The sequence below is a fragment of the Deltaproteobacteria bacterium genome (assembly GCA_005879535.1).
In the GTDB taxonomy this organism is placed as follows: Bacteria; Myxococcota; Myxococcia; order Myxococcales; family 40CM-4-68-19; genus 40CM-4-68-19.
On record VBKI01000070.1, the window covers coordinates 190,677 to 208,627 of the forward strand.

Consider the following 17,951-nt stretch of genomic DNA (forward strand, 5'->3'; position numbering starts at 1 on the left):
TGCTTTGGAGATTTCTTCGGCCACAGCCATTGCGAAAATGGCGCTCCGGACTACGACGAGAGCGCCTCCGATTGCGGCGGTGCCGACTGCCCGCGGTGCCAGGCTGGTCAACATTGCTTCAGCGGTTTCGACTGCGCTTCCGGCGATTGCGTCAACAACATCTGTCAGTAGGGCAGGACTCCAATGAAGACGAGAAATTGCGACTGAGCGTTCAACGCTTCTCCCAGCGCGCCTTGTGCTTCTCCCTGGTCCGCGCCCAGGTCTTCGCATCCATGCTCGGGTCGATCAGCTTTCGAGCCGCGTACGAGACCTGCAAATACTCCTCGGCGCAGGACTCGGCGCGGTCTTTCGGGAGATAGCCTTTCTCCACTATCCCGCGGAAGGCCGTTGGATTGCTGCCATGGGCCATACAGAGCATGTTGTAGAACCGCTGCGAATCGAGCCCGTGAACGTCGGAGAAGTCGGTTTCGTCGGGCATGCGGCCCGCGGCGTCGTGCAAGTACATCCAGGCGGCGCCGACCAGCACGCGGCGGGCGACTCCCTCTCCGGCCCGGAGCAGCATGAAGGCAGCCAACTGGTCTGCAGCGTCCTCTTCCCGGCCCAGGATGGGGACCCTGAGCCGATCGAATAGCGCGTGGGAGATCTCGTGAAGCAGAACGAAGACGACGGCTCCGTCCCGGGCGAGGTCGGACGGGATGCCGTGGATCGGGGCATCGTGCTCCGGGTTCTTTGGCGGTTCGTAGCTGCCGTGGAACATCGACCGGACGGGCGAGGGCACTGTCGCGGTTGCCGGCAGCCCGGTGCCGGCGACGGCGACACCTGTCGCCAGCAACGAGGCGATCATGACGGAGATTCCGAGTCCGGGCCTCACCATGGCCCGGTACTGCACGCACCGCGCCAAGATCGGCACGCCATGACGCACTGCGGCCCATCGCGCAGTGCGCTGCGGTTGACTGTGATCGCGCGGTCCCTTAAGTGTCCGGTTCGGCTCGGACCGGCGCTGTACGGTTTGGGCGGCGCCGGAGTGATGAACTCCCCCGCAGCAACCCCGAAGGTCCATGCCTCACATCGACTTCGCAGTCGGCATCGGCGGAGCCGCCGGCCAAGGCGTCGCGACGCCCGGCAACATCCTAGCGAAGCTGTTCGCCCGCCGCGGCCTCCACGTCAACGCCTACAACGCGTACCAGTCCATCATCCGCGGCGGACACACCTTCCTCACCATCCGCACCAGCGAGAGGCCAGTGCGCTGCTTGGGCGACGACCTCGCCATGCTCATTCCTCTCAACCAGGACACGATGGACCGGCACCTCGAGCGGATGCGCGCCGGCTCGGCCGTGCTGTACGACGGCGATCGCGTCAAGCCGGGCGCTGCGGCAGAGGGTGTCCAGCTCTGTCCGTTGCCGCTCGCGCAGCTCGCGAGGAACCTCCTTTATTACAACACCGCGGCGGTCGCTGCCGTCCTTCGGCTCGTCGGCGTCGAGCTGAAGCCGTTCGAGGAGATGCTCGCCCAGCAGTTCGAGCGGAAGGGCGACGCGGTGGTGGCGGAAAACGTCACCGCCGCGCGCGCCGGCTACGACTATGCAGGTGCGCACTTCAAGCCCTACGCCTTCTCGCTTCCGGACACCGGCAAGCGTCTGGCTGTCGCCACCGGCAACGAGAGCCTGGCGATGGGCGGCGTCGCTGCCGGCGTGAAGTTCTATTGCGCTTATCCGATGAGCCCCTCGACCGGCGTCCTGATGTGGATGGCGCGGCATGCGCGCCAGCTCGGCATCATGGTGCGGCAGGTCGAGGACGAGCTCGGCGTGATCAACATGGCCATCGGCGCCGCGCACACCGGATGCCGCGCGATGTGCGCCACTTCCGGCGGCGGATTCGCGCTCATGACGGAGGCGCTCGGAGCGGCGGCGATGATGGAGATCCCGGTCGTCTGCATCAACGTGCAGCGCGCCGGACCCGCGACCGGCGTTCCCACGAAGACCGAACAAGGCGACCTCTGGCAGGTGCTCGGCGCTGGGCAGGGCGATTATCCCCGCATCATCGCCGCGCCCACCAGCATCCGCGACTGCTTCCACCTCGTACCGGAGCTCTTCAACCTCGCCGACAAGTTCCAGTGCCCCGGCATCGTGCTCGCCGATCTGCTCGAGTCTGAAGGATCCTCCACCTTCGAGCCCGGGGAGCTCGATTTCAACCCTCCGCGCGACCGCGGAGAAGTGATCGGCCTGAACGGCGAGGTGCCGGAGGTCGACGGCGGGTACAAGCGTTACAGGATGACCGGGAGCGGCATCTCGCCGCGCGCGGTGCCGGGGACACCGGGGCACGCTCACGTCGTGGCCACCGACGAGCACGACGAAGACGGCGTGCTCATCAGCGACGAATTCACCGACCCGCACAAGCGGCAGGCGATCATGGAGCGGCGCGGCCGCAAGATGGACGGCGTCCTGCCGCTGCTCGCGCCACCGCGCTTCACTGGACCGGGTGACGCCGAGGTGACACTGGTCGGATGGGGATCCACGGAAGGGGTCATCGACGAAGCCGTCGAGCAGCTCGCCGAGCGCCGCATCGTCGCGAACCATCTGCAGATCCGCTGGCTGGTGCCGCTGCAGACGGAAGCGATCGCGCGCGCTCTCTCCGGCGCGCGCAATCTCGTCGTCGTGGAGAACAATTACAGCGGCCAGTTCGCGCGCTACTTGCGCGCGGAGACCGGCATCGCGGCCGACGCATCCATCCGCAAGTACGACGGCGAGCCGTTCCTGCCCCACCACGTGGTGAACGGCGTGGAGAAGATCCTCGCCGGTGTGACGACGAAGTACGTGCCGGTTCACGAAATCCGGGTCTGAGGAGAATCGCCATGGGCGAGATGCAGATCGAGTCGAGAACGACCCAGCTTGGCAAGCAGCGGCGACCGGCGCTCACCGTCAAGGACTTCAAGGGAAAGGCCGACCCCGACTGGTGCCCGGGCTGTGGAGACTTCGGCGTCCTGAACGCGCTGAAGACGGCCGTCGCCGAGTTGGGACTCCTGCCGCACGAAGTCCTGACCATCAGCGGAATCGGCTGCTCCTCCAACCTGCCCGGCTACATCAACACTTACGGCATGCACACCCTGCATGGCCGCGCGCTGGCGGTTGCGACCGGAGCGCAGCTTGGGAACCACGACCTTAAGATCCTCGTCACCGGCGGAGACGGCGACGGGTTCGGGATCGGCGGCAATCACTTCGTCCACGTCATGCGCCGCAACGTCGATCTCACCTACATCGTCATGGACAACCAGATCTACGGCCTCACCACCGGGCAGGTTTCGCCGACCAGCCGCAAGGGAATGAAGACCAAGAGCACCCCATTCGGCAGCGTGGAAAACGCGGTCAATCCCATCCCGATGGCGATCGTGTGCGGCGCGACCTACGTCGCGCGCGGATTCTCCGGGCAGCAGAAGCAGCTGGTCGCGCTGATCAAAGGCGCAATCGAGCATCGCGGATTCGCGTTCGTCGACGTCTTCAGCCCCTGCGTGACCTACAACCACGACAACACGCACGAGTTCTTCAAGCAGCGCACCAGGAAGCTGGAGGAGATGGGGCACGATCCCGCGGATCGGCGCGCCGCCATCGAGAAGGGCGGCGAATGGGGCGAGACCATTCCCATCGGACTCTTCTACAAGAACGACGACGTGCCCTCGCTGGACGAGCTGGAGCCGGTGCTGACCGAGGGCGGCGCGCTCGCCCACCGGCCGCTGGAGGTCTCGAGCGAAAACGCGCGCGCGCTCGTCGAAGAGTTATTGTGAACGCCGAGATCCGAAGATCCGGGCCTCGATACGCGAGTCGGACCGATTACGGACGGACCTGGATGTTGCCGACCAGGTTCGGGAACAGCGGCGGCGCGGGAATGTGCCCCGATTCGCAGTGCTGCAGGACGACGGCTTCCGTCGCAATAAACAGATTCGATGCGAGATCAGGAGGGTCGTTTCCCTCGCCGTTGTCCACGACCGTGAAGTAGGCAAACGGTGAAGTTCCTTCCGGCAGGCCACGCGCGTGATCCCCGACCAGTCCGACCCGCGCGAGGTTCCCCTCGATCTCGAGGCAGATGACGGTGCCGTGCGCGTCGATCACCGTGCCGTCCGGGCGGTGGCTCTGATACTGCACTTCGCCTTGGATGATGGTTTCGCCGGTCGCCGGATGTACGCGCTTGATAGCGCTAAACGAATAGCGGTTGTCGGCTCCCTGACGTCCGATGAACTCGACATGCCCGGTCGCGGACTGCATGTCGGCGCCGCCAGTCTCCAAGGCGGTGACGTCCACGGACCGTAAGCCGTAATCCGTCCGATCCTGCTTGCCGCAGCCAACGCCTCAATCGCCGAAATAGCCGCAGCCCGAAGTTGACTCACGCGAAATCAACGAACTGCGTTGCGCTGGGGATCAGGTGACACGATACGCAACTCAGCGTGCCAACCCACTCCGGCCCGGAAGTCGTGTGGGCGCTGCGTCTCTGATTGAGCGTTGCGACGTTGCAACGCGTGTTACCTTCCGGCCCATGAACGCGGAGGGTCGGTTCGGGCCGCTGGTGGCCGAGTTGAAGCGGCGGCGAGTATTTCGCGCGCTGATCGGCTACGGCATCGTCGGGTTCGCCGTGCTGCAGATCATCGAGCCCGTCATGCACGGGCTGCATTGGCCCGACGCGGTGCTCTCTTACGTCGTGGTCGCGCTGGCCATCGGCTTTCCCGTCGTGCTCATGCTGGCATGGATCTTCGACGTCAACGAGGGGCGCATCGAGCGCACCGCGGGCAAGCCGCTTCGGACCGGGATGGCGATCGCGCTCGCTGGCATCGGCCTGCTCATCGCGGCGCCTGGCGCGGTGTACTACCTCATCATGCGAAAGGCAGCGCCGGTACAGGCGCCGCCGGGGCCTTCGGTGGCCGTGCTCCCGCTCGTCAATCTCAGCTCCGACAAGGAGCAGGAGTACTTCTCCGACGGACTCAGCGAGGAGCTGCTCAATCTTCTCGCGAAGGTGCCCGGCCTCCACGTCGCCGCGCGGACATCGACGTTCGCGTTCAAGGGGAAGAACGAGGACGTGGCCACCATCGCGGAGAAGCTGCACGTCGCGACTGTCCTCGAGGGCAGCGTGCGCAAGTCAGGCGATCAGATCCGCATCACCACCCAGCTCGTCAATGCGTCCGACGGCTACCATCTCTGGTCGGAAACGTACGACCGGACGCTGACCGACGTCTTCGCCGTGCAGGACGACATCGCCCGGGCAGTGGTCGACGCGCTCAAGCTCAAATTGCTGGAGGCGCCCACCTCGAAGGACCGCCGCACCGCCAGCACCGAGGCGTACAACGAGTACCTGCTCGGGCAGCAATTCTTCCGCCGCAACAACGTGGAAGGCTTCCGGCGCGCGAAGCAGTCGTATGAGAAGGCGGTCGCGCTCGATCCAGGCTATGCGCCCGCCTGGGCGGCGCTTGCGCTGGCTACGTTCTGGGTCGCGGACAGCGCGGATACTCTCACCGCCGTGACGGCGGGCCAGGAGCGGGCGGTTGAGGCTGCGGACAAGGCCATCGCGCTCGGCGGGAACCTCCCGGACGGATATCTGGCGCGCGGCTTCGTCCGCGTCCCCATCCAGTGGGACTTCGAGGGCGCACGCGCCGATCTGCAACGCGCGCTTTCGCTGAAGCCCGACGACCCGGACGTGCTGAGCACCTACGCCCAGGTCGTTCTTCGGCCGCTGGGGCGGTTTCCGGAAGCGATCGCGGCGCTGCGCAAGGCCGCCGAGCTGGATCCGCTCAATGCCCGAGTATGGGGCGTTCTGGGCAGCACGCTCAGCGCTGGCGGCGACTTCGGAGCGGCGCGCGACGCGCTCAACCGGTCGCTGGAGATCAGTCCCGACCAGTCGTTCACCTCGTTCCACCTCGGCACGACGTTCCTGCTGGAAGGCCAGCCCGCAGCGGCGATGGCGATCTACCCGCGCTCCACCAATGAGATCTTCCGCCTGGCGGGCATCGCCATGGCCGAGCATTCACTCAATCATCCTCGCGAGTCACAGCGCGCCCTCGAGGAAATGATCTCCCGATTCGGGCACGCCGGCGCGTACCAGATCGCGCAGGTGTACGGCTGGCGGGGAGAGAAGGATCGCGCGCTGGAGTGGCTGGAGCGGGCGCGGGTCCAGCGCGACGGAGGGTTCGTCAACGTCAAGATCGATCCGCTCCTGCGCGGCCTGCGCGGCGATCCGCGGTACACCGCGCTTCTCGTCCGGACGCATATGCCGCTGGACTGAAGGGCCGCCGCGCTCCGGCGTTGACGGCGTTGCGCGCAGACCCGTAGAGTCAGGGTCAGATGGCATCCGTTCTCTAGTTCGGGACCGCTAGACGAGCCTCTGCTCGAGCCGCCGGCTGGCGTGTGCCTGCGCGGTCCCAATTGTCCATCCCATTCCACGTACAACTCCAGACTCGCACCGCGCGAGGCGACGATGACTCAGGAAAGGACGACCATACTGTTCTTCGAGTTGTTCAGTGGGCTGCCCCGTCAGGGACCTGGGGACGCAGCAAGTACGCTCAGAGCCCTCGCGCTCGTGCCAGGCATCGGACCGGAGAGCCACGTCCTCGACCTCGGCTGCGGAACCGGTCTGCAGACCCGAGTGCTGGCCCAGAACTCACCGGCGCGTTTCGTTGCCGTCGACAATCACCCGCCGTTTGTCGACCTTCTGAATCGCGAGGCGCAGCGCCTCGGAATCGCGGACCGGCTCGAAGCCCGTGTTGGAGACATGGAACGGCTGGACTTCGCGCCCGGTTCGTTCGACCTCATCTGGTGCGAGGGCGCCATCTCGATCATGGGCGTGGAGGCCGCCCTCCGCGATTGGCGCCGGCTGCTCGTCCCTGGGGGACACATGGCCGTGACCGAGGTGTGCTGGAGGAAGGCTCACCCGCCGCCAGAGTGCGCGGCCTTCTGGGCGAGGGAGTATCCCGCGATCCGCGACGTCCCGACGCTCCTCGCCGTCATCGAGAAATGCGGCTATGAGACGGTGAACCACTTCACGTTGCCGCCGTCGTCGTGGTGGGACGACTACTACCGTCCACTCCAACAGAACGTGACGGAATTCCGCAACCGTCACCGCGAAGAAGCAGACGCGCAGCAGCTGGCGGACGATGTCCAGCGTGAGGTCGACGTCTGGCACGCCTACGCGGAGTTCTACGGCTATGAATTCTTCGTGATGCGAACCCGTTGACCAAGCCGGCCCGGGGACGCCAACGTCCCCGGGCCGATCCAGTACCTATCGGCTCAGAGGCTGCCGAACTCGCAACCAATGCCGGCGGTCATCATGAACGCATCGCCGAAGTTTCCGACGTCCTGCGTATGGATGCTCACGCGAGCGTTCCAGCGGTCCTGCTGGAACCCAATTCCGGCGCCGAGACCGAACTTCAGGTCGGTCGAGGAGGTGGCCGCGCCCCGGGCTGGAGTGAGGCTGCTCATGAGAATGAACGTGCCTGCCTCGAACGTACCGAAGAGGCCCGCGCGCGCGGACCCGAGGTAGTACTTGGTGCCGAGGAGGATCGGCAGCGCGTGCACGTGGGAGCTGCCGGTGCCGACGTCGCGGTTGGAATGCAATTCAACCCCGGCGCGCAACGTTGCGCTCAGCGTGTCGAGCATCGTGAGCTCGGCCGTGAGCGCGCCGCCGCCGCCGACGCTGCTGGCATCGGCATAGTTCCCTAGCGGGACGCCAATCTCGGTATCGAGGCCGAACGAGAGGTTGTGGCCTCGAAGGAAGTGCGCACGCGTCCTCTCAGCGTGCGCCGCGCCGGAAACGCAGAGAAGAAGACATGCGATGCGGACAATTGCTTTCTTCATGTTTTTCCTCGGAGCGCACCTGCGCTCGTCCAGTCGGTCGAGCTTTTTCGAGCGTAGGGGACGGGCAGAGGCGAAACAAGTTTACGAACCTGCGTGAAGGTCGCTGGGGCTCAGCGCTCCTGCGCGGCCCGATTACTGTCGAATTACAGCACCCAATGCGGGCTGCGCCGCTCGATCAGCGGCTGTGGGGTAGCGGACGCAACCACATCGCTCGCAGCGACCGGTGCGTGCTACGCGTCGAAGTCGCTGCCCGAGGCCGACCATGTCCGCGGAGGATCCTAGCGTGCCACGCCGGCCGATCGCTCTCGCACTGGTGGCGGCCTGTGGTAGCGCTGGGCAGTCAGAGACGACGTGCCCGATCCCCGCGTCGGTCACCGCGCCGGCGTTTGTCCGGGATGTCCTTCCCGCGCTCCAGCAGAGCTGTGGCTCGCGGACCAGCACCTGCCACGGCGGCAATGCACCCACCGGCCACGTGGCCTGGTCGACCGACGCGCCTCGCACCTCGCGCGACGTCTACGATGACCTCACCATCCCGCCGCCGTCGAACGCGCCGGCGTCCTTTCCGCATCGGATCACACCCGGCGACCCGGCCCATTCGTGGCTGCTGGAAAAGATCACGAAGGATCAGCCCGGCGGCTCCGGGTACGGCGCCCGCATGCCGTATGGGCTCCCAGACCTTTGCCCACCCACCGTGACGACGATCACCGCGTGGATCGACCAGGGCGCGTCCTACTGAGCGGAGAGGATCCCGATGGCTGATCTCACACCGATCGCGAGCTGGACGGCTGCCGACGTGCAGCACTTCGCCCGCCGGGCGGGCTTCGGCCTCTCCCCGGAGGCCGCCGCGCAGTTCGCGGCGCAGGCGCCCGCCGCCGCCATCGATGCATGGCTGGATGGGACGGGATTGGACGTGACCCTCTTCGCCAACGTTCTGGCGACGCGCGCCGACCCCGTGGCGGAGCCGGCCCGCAGCGCCAGCACCACGCCAGGCTCCGTGAACGTCCCCAACGAGCCCGGGCCGCATCCGTACCGGGTGGATCCGGCGAACGCCTGGCGCAACAACTTCAGCCGGTCGCAGGCGTATCTCGCCTTCCGCATGCAGTACGCGCCCTACGCGTTCGGGGAGCGGATGGCGCTCTTCTGGCACAACCTCTTCGCCACCGGCTGGCACAAGGTGAACAACGCGGCGCTGATGCTGCAGCAGTACGACGTGTTGCGCGCCCATAGCCTCGATCGCTTCGACGATCTCCTCGTGCTCGTGTCGAAGGATCCGGCGATGGCGATCTGGCTCGACTCCGTCCAGAACAACGCCTCCGGCAGCAGCGTACCGAACGAGAACTACGCCCGCGAGGTCATGGAGCTCTACAGCCTCGGGGCCGACAACGGCTACAGCCAGAGCGACATCACCCAGCTCGCCAAGGCTCTCTCCGGCTGGAGCTTCACGGTGCCGACCTCCAGCGCCATCGTGGACCCTACCGATCCGTCGAGCACCACCGTGGGGAGCGGCACCTTTCGTGTGTACGACGGCAGCGCGAATCCCGACCCGTACATCTGGAACCTGGCGAAGCGGACCACGCTCCCGACGATGCATGGGAGCGGCTCCATCACATTCCTCGACAGGACTTTTGACGTCGGCACGCCGCCCGCGGGCATGGCCCCTGGCGAGGATGCGCTGCGGTCCATCGTCACCAGCCGGGACGCGCAGTGCGCCGCCTATCTGGCGAAGCGTCTGCTCGTGCACTTCGTGACCGCGCGCTTCACCTCGACCGACCTCTCCGACGTGGCCTCGATGATCCAGTCGAACCAGTTCGACGTCCGGGCGGTGATGAAGACGCTGCTCAAGTCGCGCTGGTTCTTCGATCCGTCGAACCGATTCGCTTTGGTGGAAGGCCCGGTGTCCTGGTCCATCCGCGCCGCCCGCGCGCTGGGGTACGACCTCGCCGCCGCCGACGCCCTCTCACCAAAGGGGTTCCCGGCCTGGGCGCTGGTCGTGAGCGGCTTCGACCAGGCGGGGATGAAGCTCCTCGATCCCAATGGGCCGAATGGCTGGAGCGAGGACGACGCCTGGCTGAACAGCGGAACCATCCGCTACCGGACGCGCATTGCAGCGGCCGTGGCGCTCGCGGAACAATCGAGTACGGGCACCCCCTCGGTCACGTACCGGCTCTTCCCCAGCGACATCTCGCAATGGTTTCCATCGGCGCCGGCGACGCCCCAGGCGGTCCTTGACCGTCTCGTCGCCCTGCTCCAGCCCGCCCCCTTCCCCGCCGCGCTCGGCGACGCGTGGCTCCAGGCCCTGTGGCCCTCGGCGTTCACCTGGGACCCGGCGAGCGCGGACACGCAGGCGCGAACGCGACAGCTCGCCTATCTCGTCCTCTGTTCACCCGCAGGGCAGCTCTACTAACGGAGACCGCGATGACCATCACGCGACGCAGGTTCCTCCAGGGCGTAGGCGCGACCGGCGTTCTCGCTGCCGTGGGCTGCAAGCCCAGCGCGCCTGGTGTCCAGCCGGTGCCCCCGATCGCCATCCCGACCAAGCCCATCCTGGTGGTGGTCGACATCGATGGCGGCAACGATTGGCTCAACATGATGCCGCCGCTCTCCGGCAACGACCGCTCCGTCTACCAATCGAAGCGCCCCAGCCTGGCAGTCCCGATCGATCACCTCTCCGGCCTCGCGAACGGCGCGGGGCTCAACGCGGACTTCGCCGGCATGGCCGAGCTGGACGCCCTGGGGAGGGTCGCGTGGATCCCGGGCATCGGCATGAACAACCCGAACCTTTCGCACTTCGTCTCCATCGATCTCTGGGGACAAGGCGCCGCGCAGCCCACCGGCACCGGATGGCTGGGGCGGTTCGCAGACGGCGCATTCGACACGCGCGGCGACGTGCTCCGCGGGCTCACCGTCACCTCCGACCGCCCGATCATGCTGCGCGGCACGTCGCGGAGCTTCGTCTCCATCACAAGCGCGAGCGGCTTCGTCTATCCGTCGTGGCTCCGCTCCGGTCGCATCGGTTCGCCCTATGCTCCACAGCTTCTCGAGGACGGCTTCGCCGCGGCGGTGACCTCCACCACCACTGATGCAGCTTCCGGCCCTGACTACGCCGTGGCGGCGGTCTCCGGAAAGCTGTTCCTCGATGCGCAGAACGGATTCGGAACGAACGGAAACCTGCCGGCGCGGGCTCCGTCCGTCCCGTATCCCGGCGACGCGGACTACACCCTCAAGCGCCTCGACGGCGGCAACCTCTCTTCCTCACTCTCCAACCAGTTCAAACTGATCGCGCAGATGCTGGCCGCGGGACTGCCCACCGAGGTGTTCTTCACGCGCCTGGGAGGCTGGGACACGCACAGCAACCAGGCCGTCGATCACCCGAACCTGATGCGCGCGCTGGGCGGATCGATCCGCGCCTTCTACGACGATCTCGCGAGCGTCCAGACTGCCGACGGCAACGCCCAGGAGCGCGTGATGATCCTCGCCTGGAGTGAATTCGGACGGCGCGTGGCGGAGAACAAGGGGGGCACGGACCACGGGACCGCGGGCCTCTCCTTCTGCGTCGGACGGGCGGTGCGCGGCGGCTTCTACGGGGACTATCCAGATCTCTCGACCCTCGATCGCAACGGGAACATGAAGTACACGGTCGACTTCAGGAGCCTCTACGCCACCGTCCTCGAACGGTGGCTCGGACAGGATTCCGCGGCGACGGACACCATGCTCGGCGCCACATATCCGCGACTCGGATTCCTCTAGAGATTCGCGCGCGCGCGGGTTCCGGAAGACGCGCAAAGCGTGTAGCATCCCCGCGCTCGATGGACGGGGGAAACGATCATGAATCGACGAAGACTCACGATGGCGGTAGCCGGCGCAGCAGCGGCGCTCGTCGGTGCCTGGACAAGCGGCTCGCTGAAGGCGCAGCAGCCCGGCTTCAAGAGGGTTGAGCTGCAGCGGCACGACCTGGGCGTTCCGGGACGCGAAGCGGTGCAGGTCCGTGCTGAATTCGAGCCAGGCGCGTCGATCGGCAAGCACACGCATCCCGGCGAAGAGTTCGGGTACCTGCTGGAAGGGACCCTCGAATTGGAGATTGCGGGGAAACCGAACGCCACGCTGAAGGCAGGAGATACGTTCTTCGTCCCGCCGGAGACCGTCCACGCCGCCAGGAACGTCGGCAAGGGTCCGGCGAAAGTGCTCGCCACCTATGTGGTCGAGAAGGGGAAGCCGCTGGCTACCATGGTGAAGGACACCGCGGCGTCCGCGCCTGCGCCGAAGTAGCTTGCCGCTGCATTCCGGCGAGTGCCGCGCGCCGGAGGTCAGGCCTCCCTCAGGGCCCGGCGGGAGGCACGCAATGCCGGTCGACGCACGCCAGGCCGGCGCCGCGAGGGCAATTGGCCGGACAGGTCCCGCAGTCCTCCGGGAAGTCGTCGCAGACGCCGTTTCCGCAGACTGCACCGTAGCCGTCCACCTCGCGAATGCATGGGAGATCCAGTGACACGATACGCAACTCAGCGTGCCAACTCGCCCCGGGGCGAGTTAAGCCGGCGACCCCAGCGATTCGACGCTTCTCGACACCCATCCCGCAGGGCGGTCAGATCGTGGGACCAGTTTCTGCGGTGCGGTCAGTTGGGCAGAGGAGTCACGTTTCAGGCGGACTCGGATTCGGGAAGCAGGTCAGCTGTACGGAACACGTAGCGCTAGCGGCGCCGCGCAGACCGTCTACCGGCTGCTGCTCGGGGGTGGGCGGGGCTGCCGCTTGAATCCTCAGTGTCGTCCTAGCGTGTGTTGTCATTCCTGCTGCGACTCATACATTTGAGAAGCCTCGGACTTCTCCGAGGTCACGATTGGAAACGTCTCCGCAACGGGGAGGCACCATGAGGAAGTGTTCTGTAGCGCTTGTCATTGGGGCCGTGTGGACGGGTACGGCGCCGACGGTCAAGGCAGACACCGGCCTGGACTTCCAAACGACCTTCGACCAACTCGTCGCTTGGGACCCCGAGTTCGCCGAGCTCGCGCCCGCTGAGCCGCCCGATGCTGCGCACGACTTCGTGGTTGGCAGCAAGAAAGTAACGTACATCAGCGATGCTTTCCAGCATCTCCGCGTCAGCGCGCACAGCGGTCCGTCCCTCCTTGACGAACAAGGCGAGCCCCTCGCACCAGGTGAAAACCCGAAGGGGACCGTGCGCCTCACCGTATCGTTCCCGGAATTGTTCTTTGACGTGAAAGGTGACGTCGAGTGTCTCTTCGTCAATGGCAACATTGGCCTTGTCGCGGCTCGCATCGTCTCACTCGACGGAGCGCTTCCACCGGTGTTCGAAGGGGCCACGCATGTAACGCTGAGAATCTTCGATTTCGGTAACCCGGGTTCCCCACCGCCTGATGATCGTTGGGACTGGTACTTCATGGCGCCACGGGCACCGATCTTCTGTGCAGCGTTCGGTGGCGGCGGGGGTGGGGGGAGCGGGAACCTCGTCGTCCACGACGCCTCGAACTGAACCGCCCCTCGATCCGTCGGGGTACAGCGGCGTGACAATCACCGGCGGTGTCGGGTCCGAGCTGGCGGCCCTGACCACTTCACACGGGCGAGTTGGCGCGCGCTACTGGATTCGAACCAGTGGCCTTCGGCTTCGGAGACCGTCGGTCGGTCCGGTAGCCTACCTCACGCTCGCGTACTGAATTCGATCCGATGTAAATCTCCGGCGCAACTTGGAGGAAATCGAATCGCGTCCAATCGTGCCGCTCGCGACGGAGTCGTCGGAAGAGGAGAATATCGATGGTCCATGACGTCGCCGTCGTCGGAGGGGGCCCCGCGGGAGCGACCGCTGCACTGTTCACTGCCAAGGCGGGGAAGAAGACGCTTCTCATCGATGCCGACAAGGGAATGACCCGCCGCGCGATGGTCTACAACTTCTATGGCGTGCCGGAGATTCGAGGCCCCGATCTGGTGGACACCGGGCATCGGCAGGCGGCGCATTTCGGCGCCGAGCTGATCAAGGGGGCCGTGACCGACGTGAAAAAGACGGAAGACGGCTTCAGGCTGGTGACCGAGCAGGGCGACTTCCATGCCCGGTACGTAATCCTCGCCACCGGCGCCACGGCCGATCTGGCCACAAAGATCGGCCTCGAGAGCAGACCTGCGACCGAGCCGCGCATCAAGACCGTCCTGGTTGTCGACCCCGCGGGGCGGACGAACGTCCCGGGGATCTGGGCGGCAGGAACCGTGGCCGGGGTGAGCGTTCATGTGGCCGTGACGGCCGGCGACGGCGCCCGGGTGGCCATCAATGTGATCAGCGAGATCAACGGCGTCCGTTGGGTCGATCACGATGTACTGAAGCCCTGACCCGCTCAGGCCAACTACACCTTCCTCAAACACGCGAGCCGCGAACCATGAACAAGCCGGGAACGATGAAGGCCGTCCAGCTCGACGCGCCTGGCCCGCCCGCGGCGTTGCACCTGCGCGACCTGCCCATACCTCAACCGAGTGCGGGATGGGTCCGCATCCGCGTGGAGGCCTTCGGACTGAACCGCTCCGAGCTCCACCTGCGCCTGGGACTCGCGGAAGGCGTCACCCTCCCCCGCGTACCGGGCATCGAATGCGCCGGCGTCGTCGATGCCGCTCCGGGCACCTCGTTCCGCCCCGGCCAGCAAGTGGTCGCGATGATGGGCGGCATGGGCCGGGTCTTCGACGGGGGCTACGCGCAGTATACGGTGGTGCCCGGATCGCAGGTGATCCCGATCCGCACCGACCTGCCGTGGGAAGTGGTCGGGGCACTCCCCGAGATGCTGCAGACGGCCTACGGGTCGTTGACCGTCGGTCTCGATCTGCAGCGCGGACAGAGCCTGCTCATCCGAGGCGGGACCTCCTCGGTTGGGCTCGCCGCCGCCGCGCTGGCCCGCGAGATGGGGGCGACGGTTCTCGCCACCACTCGCCGCCGCGAAAGGCTCGCTTCACTGGCGGAGCGCGGCATCGAGCACCCGATCCTCGACGGCGGTGAGATCGCGCCGCAGGTGCGCGCCCTATTTCCAAACGGCGTCGACGCCACTCTCGAGCTGGTCGGTACGCCCACGCTGAAGGACTCGCTACGAGCCACCCGGGTCCATGGCACGGTCTGCTCCACCGGGATGGTCTCGAACCAATGGATCGTGCCGGACTTCTACCCCATCGGCTACATCCCCAGCGGCGTGCGTCTCACCGGCTACGGCGGCGACGCCGGCGACCTGCCGCAGGGCGTCCTTCAGCGCTACCTCGACGCGGTCGCGGCCGGACGATTCTCGGTGCCGATCCATAAGATCTACGAGCTCGAGCAGATCCAGGAGGCGCACGCGACCATGGAGAACAACCAGGCGGTAGGCAAGCTCGTCGTCCGCGTCCGTCAACCCTCCTAAGGAGATTACGCACCGGGATCCCGGTCAGTGAGGCCGATGCGGGCATCGCTTGGTCAGGAGCGGTCGCCAGACATTGACGAAGTGCTGCGCGATCCTGCCGACGCATTCTCCGGCGGAGATCCACCTTCCTGCATCATGCCGTGCTTTGTGGATCGCCGTAACGAGCAACACTGCGGTCCGGCCGGGCATGCGCCGAAATTGACGAGCGCGCATATCTGCGCCTCTTCGAGGCCGGCTCGGTCCGGGAGTCAGAGGTCACGCGGCTTCAGGGACGCACGGAGTGTGCCGGCTACCACGATGGGGAGAACAGCAGCCACGCCCCACCGCCGAACGTGGTGACGTAGATCGTCCCGGTGCTGTCGAAGCCGAGCCTTTGCGTCGCCAGGAACGGCAGGCCGCGAAAGGCGCGGCTCCACGTCTTCCCTCGGTCGTAGCTGCGCAAGACGCCGTGACCGACCGTTGCGACGTAAAGAGCGTCTCCGAGGAATGCCGGAGAAAAGGCCTGCAGCGAGAGCTGGTAGTCCGGACTGGCGACCGGTCCACCGCCGCCGGCATTGGGCGTCTCGATCGACAACACGTGAGCGGGAGGCTGACTGCTGGACCCATCCACCACCAGTCTCCATAGGCCGCCCGTGGCAACGCCCGCGTTGTCGACCCATGTCGACAGCTTGCACGTCTTCGGATCGCCCGATCGCGTGTCGCGGGTCGCGACATACAGGACTCCGGCCTGCCCGGGGTCGAAGGTGAAATCGACCGGCGAGATGGGGGGCAATCCGGACGTCAGCAAAGTCCACGCAGATTCCGGCGACGGCCCGAGGCGGTAGAGCGCGCCGGGACTGTACATCGTCACCTTTCGCGTCGAGCTCGCGCAGGGTGCGGACGACCTCTCCGCCGCCATCGCGACGTAGATGTTCCCGCCGGCGTCGCTGTGCAGCTGGTAGAAATGCTTGTTGCTCGTATTCGGGGGGGCGCCCCATCGAATCCAGTCACCCGCACCGCCCGCATCGGGCGTCGAGCGAAAGACGCCGGCGCCCCAGACGGAGGCGTAGAGATGCGGCGCGCGATAGAGGACAGAGACGACGGGGCCCGGAGGCAGAATGCCGTGGTTCGGGCCTGTGCGCATTCGCGTCCAGGTCCGGCCGGCGCGGTCGCGGGGGGAATCGACCGACACCAGGACAGCGCCGGTCCGATTGCGCGGAGCGGTGTCGTCGAGCTGGGTCTCGTAAGGGATGTCGTGCTCCTGGGACACCGCCGCCCAGATGCGCCCGCCCGCGGCGTCGATCGCGAGCTCGTAGAACGTATTCCAGCTCGTCGTTCCATCCGAACTGATCGGAACCCACTGTCCACCGTCGTCCCGGACGGCCATGCCGATGTCGGTATTGGCGAGGAAGGTTCGTGCTCCCCTGCGATAGTGGTTCCACACCGTCGTGACGTCGAGGCCATTCGACCGCGTCGTGGAGAGCTCGCGATTCGGCTCCGTCGGCGCGGTGTAGCGCTGGGTCCAGCTCTTTCCGCCGTTGAGCGTGACGTAGACGCCGCCCAGGTTCGTGAGCACCGCGATATCCGGATCGCTCGGGTGCACGGCGAAGCCGCGAGCGGGACCGCCAAACCCCCATCCACGTCCATAACCGGGGAAGTTCTCCATCCAGCCGCCGGCGACCGTGCCCACGTCGTATGCCGGAGTCCACCTCATCTTCTTCGCATCGAAAGAACCTCTGAACACCGCCCGCTTCTGGCAGGAACCCGAGGACGACGTCGCGTACACCGTATTCAGGGCGTTGCGGGGCATCCCGAGCAGATTGGGCTGGAAGCATTCATCGGAGTCCTTGAACTGCCGCCACTCCGCAGGCATGCCGCCGGAGTCGTACCGATAGACGCTCTGACGACCGACGGCGGCGTAGAGGACGTAATGGACGGAGTCGCTCGCGCCGACGAGGTCGGTGACGGGGCCCGGCCATCCAGATGCAGGAGCGACTGACTTCCACTCCGCTTTCGAAGTGCCCTCTTCGAGGCGATGAATCCCGCCGGAAGTCGCCACAAACGCGCGCTGGCCCGTCGGACTGCCGGCATCGGCGACGAACAGAACCTTGAGCACCGGTTCGGACAGCGATCCGACGTGCTGCCACGATGACCCCGCGCCCGACGATTGAATCCGATAGACGCCGCCGTTGGTGCCCAGAAGCACAGTCGGATTTTGCTCTGCGGAGATCGCCATCGACGCAACGGCCGGCCCGGGCGTCCATGCGACGGAAGNCGGATGGAAGGCGAACACGTGCTTCGGGTTCCGCGGATCGACGGCAACGCTGAAGACGCCGCTTCCGTCCGCGCTCACCACGTCGCGCGCGTCGAGCATCATCCAGTCTTTCCCGGCATTCGTGCTGCGATAGGTCCCGAACATGTCGCAGGCGACGAACATGACGCCGTTCGTAGTGATCGCCGGCCCTCCGGTCGCGCCGCCTCCACCCAGTCCGACGGACTCCTGCGCCTTCGCGGCCGCCGGGGCGAGCAGCGCCGACACCACCACGAAGAGCGTTGCGATCAGCCCGGAGCCGTACGAGCCTTTTCGAACCCACGGCCGCTGGATCACTTCGCCCTCGCCAGAGCGACGGGGCCACGGCTGCGATGCACCTCGCTGGTTGTTTCGAAGCATCTCTCGACTTCTCCTCGCCGACGCCCAAATTTCGATCTTGCCGGTTCTTTCTACCCGGCTTCTACCTGAGGGGTCGGACGGCCAATCAGTGCGGAAGCACG

At 66.3% G+C, this 17,951-nt stretch carries 15 protein-coding genes; 11 read left to right on the forward strand and 4 right to left on the reverse strand.

Translation table 11 applies throughout. From position 1 onward, the window contains the following. Positions 1 to 211: 211 nt before the first annotated feature. Entirely contained in the window at positions 212 to 1,060 is an 849-nt protein-coding gene (locus tag E6J58_16230; protein TMB35731.1) for a hypothetical protein, read from the reverse strand. Between E6J58_16230 and E6J58_16235 the strand changes: the two genes are divergently transcribed. Together E6J58_16235 and E6J58_16240 are read left to right on the forward strand one after the other, a co-directional pair. Next, positions 1,059 to 2,837 (forward strand): 2-oxoacid:acceptor oxidoreductase subunit alpha, encoded by a 1,779-nt coding sequence (locus E6J58_16235; protein TMB35732.1) that lies wholly within the window; start codon positions 1,059 to 1,061, stop codon positions 2,835 to 2,837. The genes E6J58_16230 and E6J58_16235 overlap by 2 nt on opposite strands. 20 nt (positions 2,838 to 2,857) lie before the next feature. Continuing rightward, positions 2,858 to 3,775 (forward strand): 2-oxoacid:ferredoxin oxidoreductase subunit beta, encoded by a 918-nt coding sequence (locus E6J58_16240; protein TMB35756.1) that lies wholly within the window; start codon positions 2,858 to 2,860, stop codon positions 3,773 to 3,775. Positions 3,776 to 3,821: 46 nt separating this feature from the next. Here E6J58_16240 and E6J58_16245 read toward each other — a convergent pair whose 3' ends face one another. Continuing rightward, entirely contained in the window at positions 3,822 to 4,289 is a 468-nt protein-coding gene (locus tag E6J58_16245) for a hypothetical protein (protein ID TMB35733.1), read from the reverse strand. A gap of 232 nt (positions 4,290 to 4,521) precedes the next feature. Here E6J58_16245 and E6J58_16250 point away from each other — a divergent pair, with 232 nt between their 5' ends. Then, a complete protein-coding gene (locus tag E6J58_16250; GenBank protein ID TMB35734.1) occupies positions 4,522 to 6,258 on the forward strand; it encodes a tetratricopeptide repeat protein in 1,737 nt (578 codons plus the stop codon). A gap of 120 nt (positions 6,259 to 6,378) precedes the next feature. Continuing rightward, positions 6,379 to 7,206, forward strand: a complete 828-nt coding sequence (locus E6J58_16255) for a methyltransferase domain-containing protein (GenBank protein ID TMB35735.1) — start codon at positions 6,379 to 6,381, stop codon at positions 7,204 to 7,206. A 53-nt stretch (positions 7,207 to 7,259) separates the two neighbouring features. On the opposite strand, the gene E6J58_16260 is transcribed toward E6J58_16255, so the two are convergent. Beyond that, positions 7,260 to 7,826 (reverse strand): hypothetical protein, encoded by a 567-nt coding sequence (locus E6J58_16260; protein TMB35736.1) that lies wholly within the window; start codon positions 7,824 to 7,826, stop codon positions 7,260 to 7,262. Between the two features lie 283 nt (positions 7,827 to 8,109). On the opposite strand from E6J58_16260, the gene E6J58_16265 reads away from it, so the two are divergent. The 7 genes from E6J58_16265 (at position 8,110) to E6J58_16295 (ending at position 15,200) form a co-directional block, all read left to right on the forward strand. Beyond that, positions 8,110 to 8,562: a hypothetical protein gene (locus E6J58_16265; protein ID TMB35737.1), complete on the forward strand. Its 453-nt coding sequence runs from the start codon at positions 8,110 to 8,112 to the stop codon at positions 8,560 to 8,562. Between the two features lie 15 nt (positions 8,563 to 8,577). Continuing rightward, positions 8,578 to 10,230 (forward strand): DUF1800 domain-containing protein, encoded by a 1,653-nt coding sequence (locus E6J58_16270; protein ID TMB35738.1) that lies wholly within the window; start codon positions 8,578 to 8,580, stop codon positions 10,228 to 10,230. 11 nt (positions 10,231 to 10,241) lie between these two features. Then, on the forward strand, positions 10,242 to 11,573 hold the full coding sequence (locus E6J58_16275; GenBank protein ID TMB35757.1) for a DUF1501 domain-containing protein: 1,332 nt from the start codon (positions 10,242 to 10,244) through the stop codon (positions 11,571 to 11,573). Between the two features lie 78 nt (positions 11,574 to 11,651). Continuing rightward, positions 11,652 to 12,092, forward strand: a complete 441-nt coding sequence (locus tag E6J58_16280) for a cupin domain-containing protein (protein ID TMB35739.1) — start codon at positions 11,652 to 11,654, stop codon at positions 12,090 to 12,092. A 632-nt stretch (positions 12,093 to 12,724) separates the two neighbouring features. Continuing rightward, positions 12,725 to 13,309, forward strand: coding sequence for a hypothetical protein (locus tag E6J58_16285; protein ID TMB35740.1), 585 nt, complete (start codon positions 12,725 to 12,727; stop codon positions 13,307 to 13,309). Between the two features lie 278 nt (positions 13,310 to 13,587). Next, positions 13,588 to 14,154 carry an FAD-dependent oxidoreductase gene (locus E6J58_16290; protein TMB35741.1) on the forward strand — a complete coding sequence of 189 codons (567 nt, stop codon included), beginning with the start codon at positions 13,588 to 13,590 and terminating at the stop codon, positions 14,152 to 14,154. 65 nt (positions 14,155 to 14,219) lie between these two features. Beyond that, complete coding sequence (locus E6J58_16295; protein ID TMB35758.1) at positions 14,220 to 15,200, forward strand: zinc-binding dehydrogenase; 981 nt, start codon at positions 14,220 to 14,222, stop codon at positions 15,198 to 15,200. A 289-nt stretch (positions 15,201 to 15,489) separates the two neighbouring features. On the opposite strand, the gene E6J58_16300 is transcribed toward E6J58_16295, so the two are convergent. Continuing rightward, positions 15,490 to 17,850 carry a hypothetical protein gene (locus E6J58_16300; protein TMB35742.1) on the reverse strand — a complete coding sequence of 787 codons (2,361 nt, stop codon included), beginning with the start codon at positions 17,848 to 17,850 and terminating at the stop codon, positions 15,490 to 15,492. Positions 17,851 to 17,951: the final 101 nt, after the last annotated feature.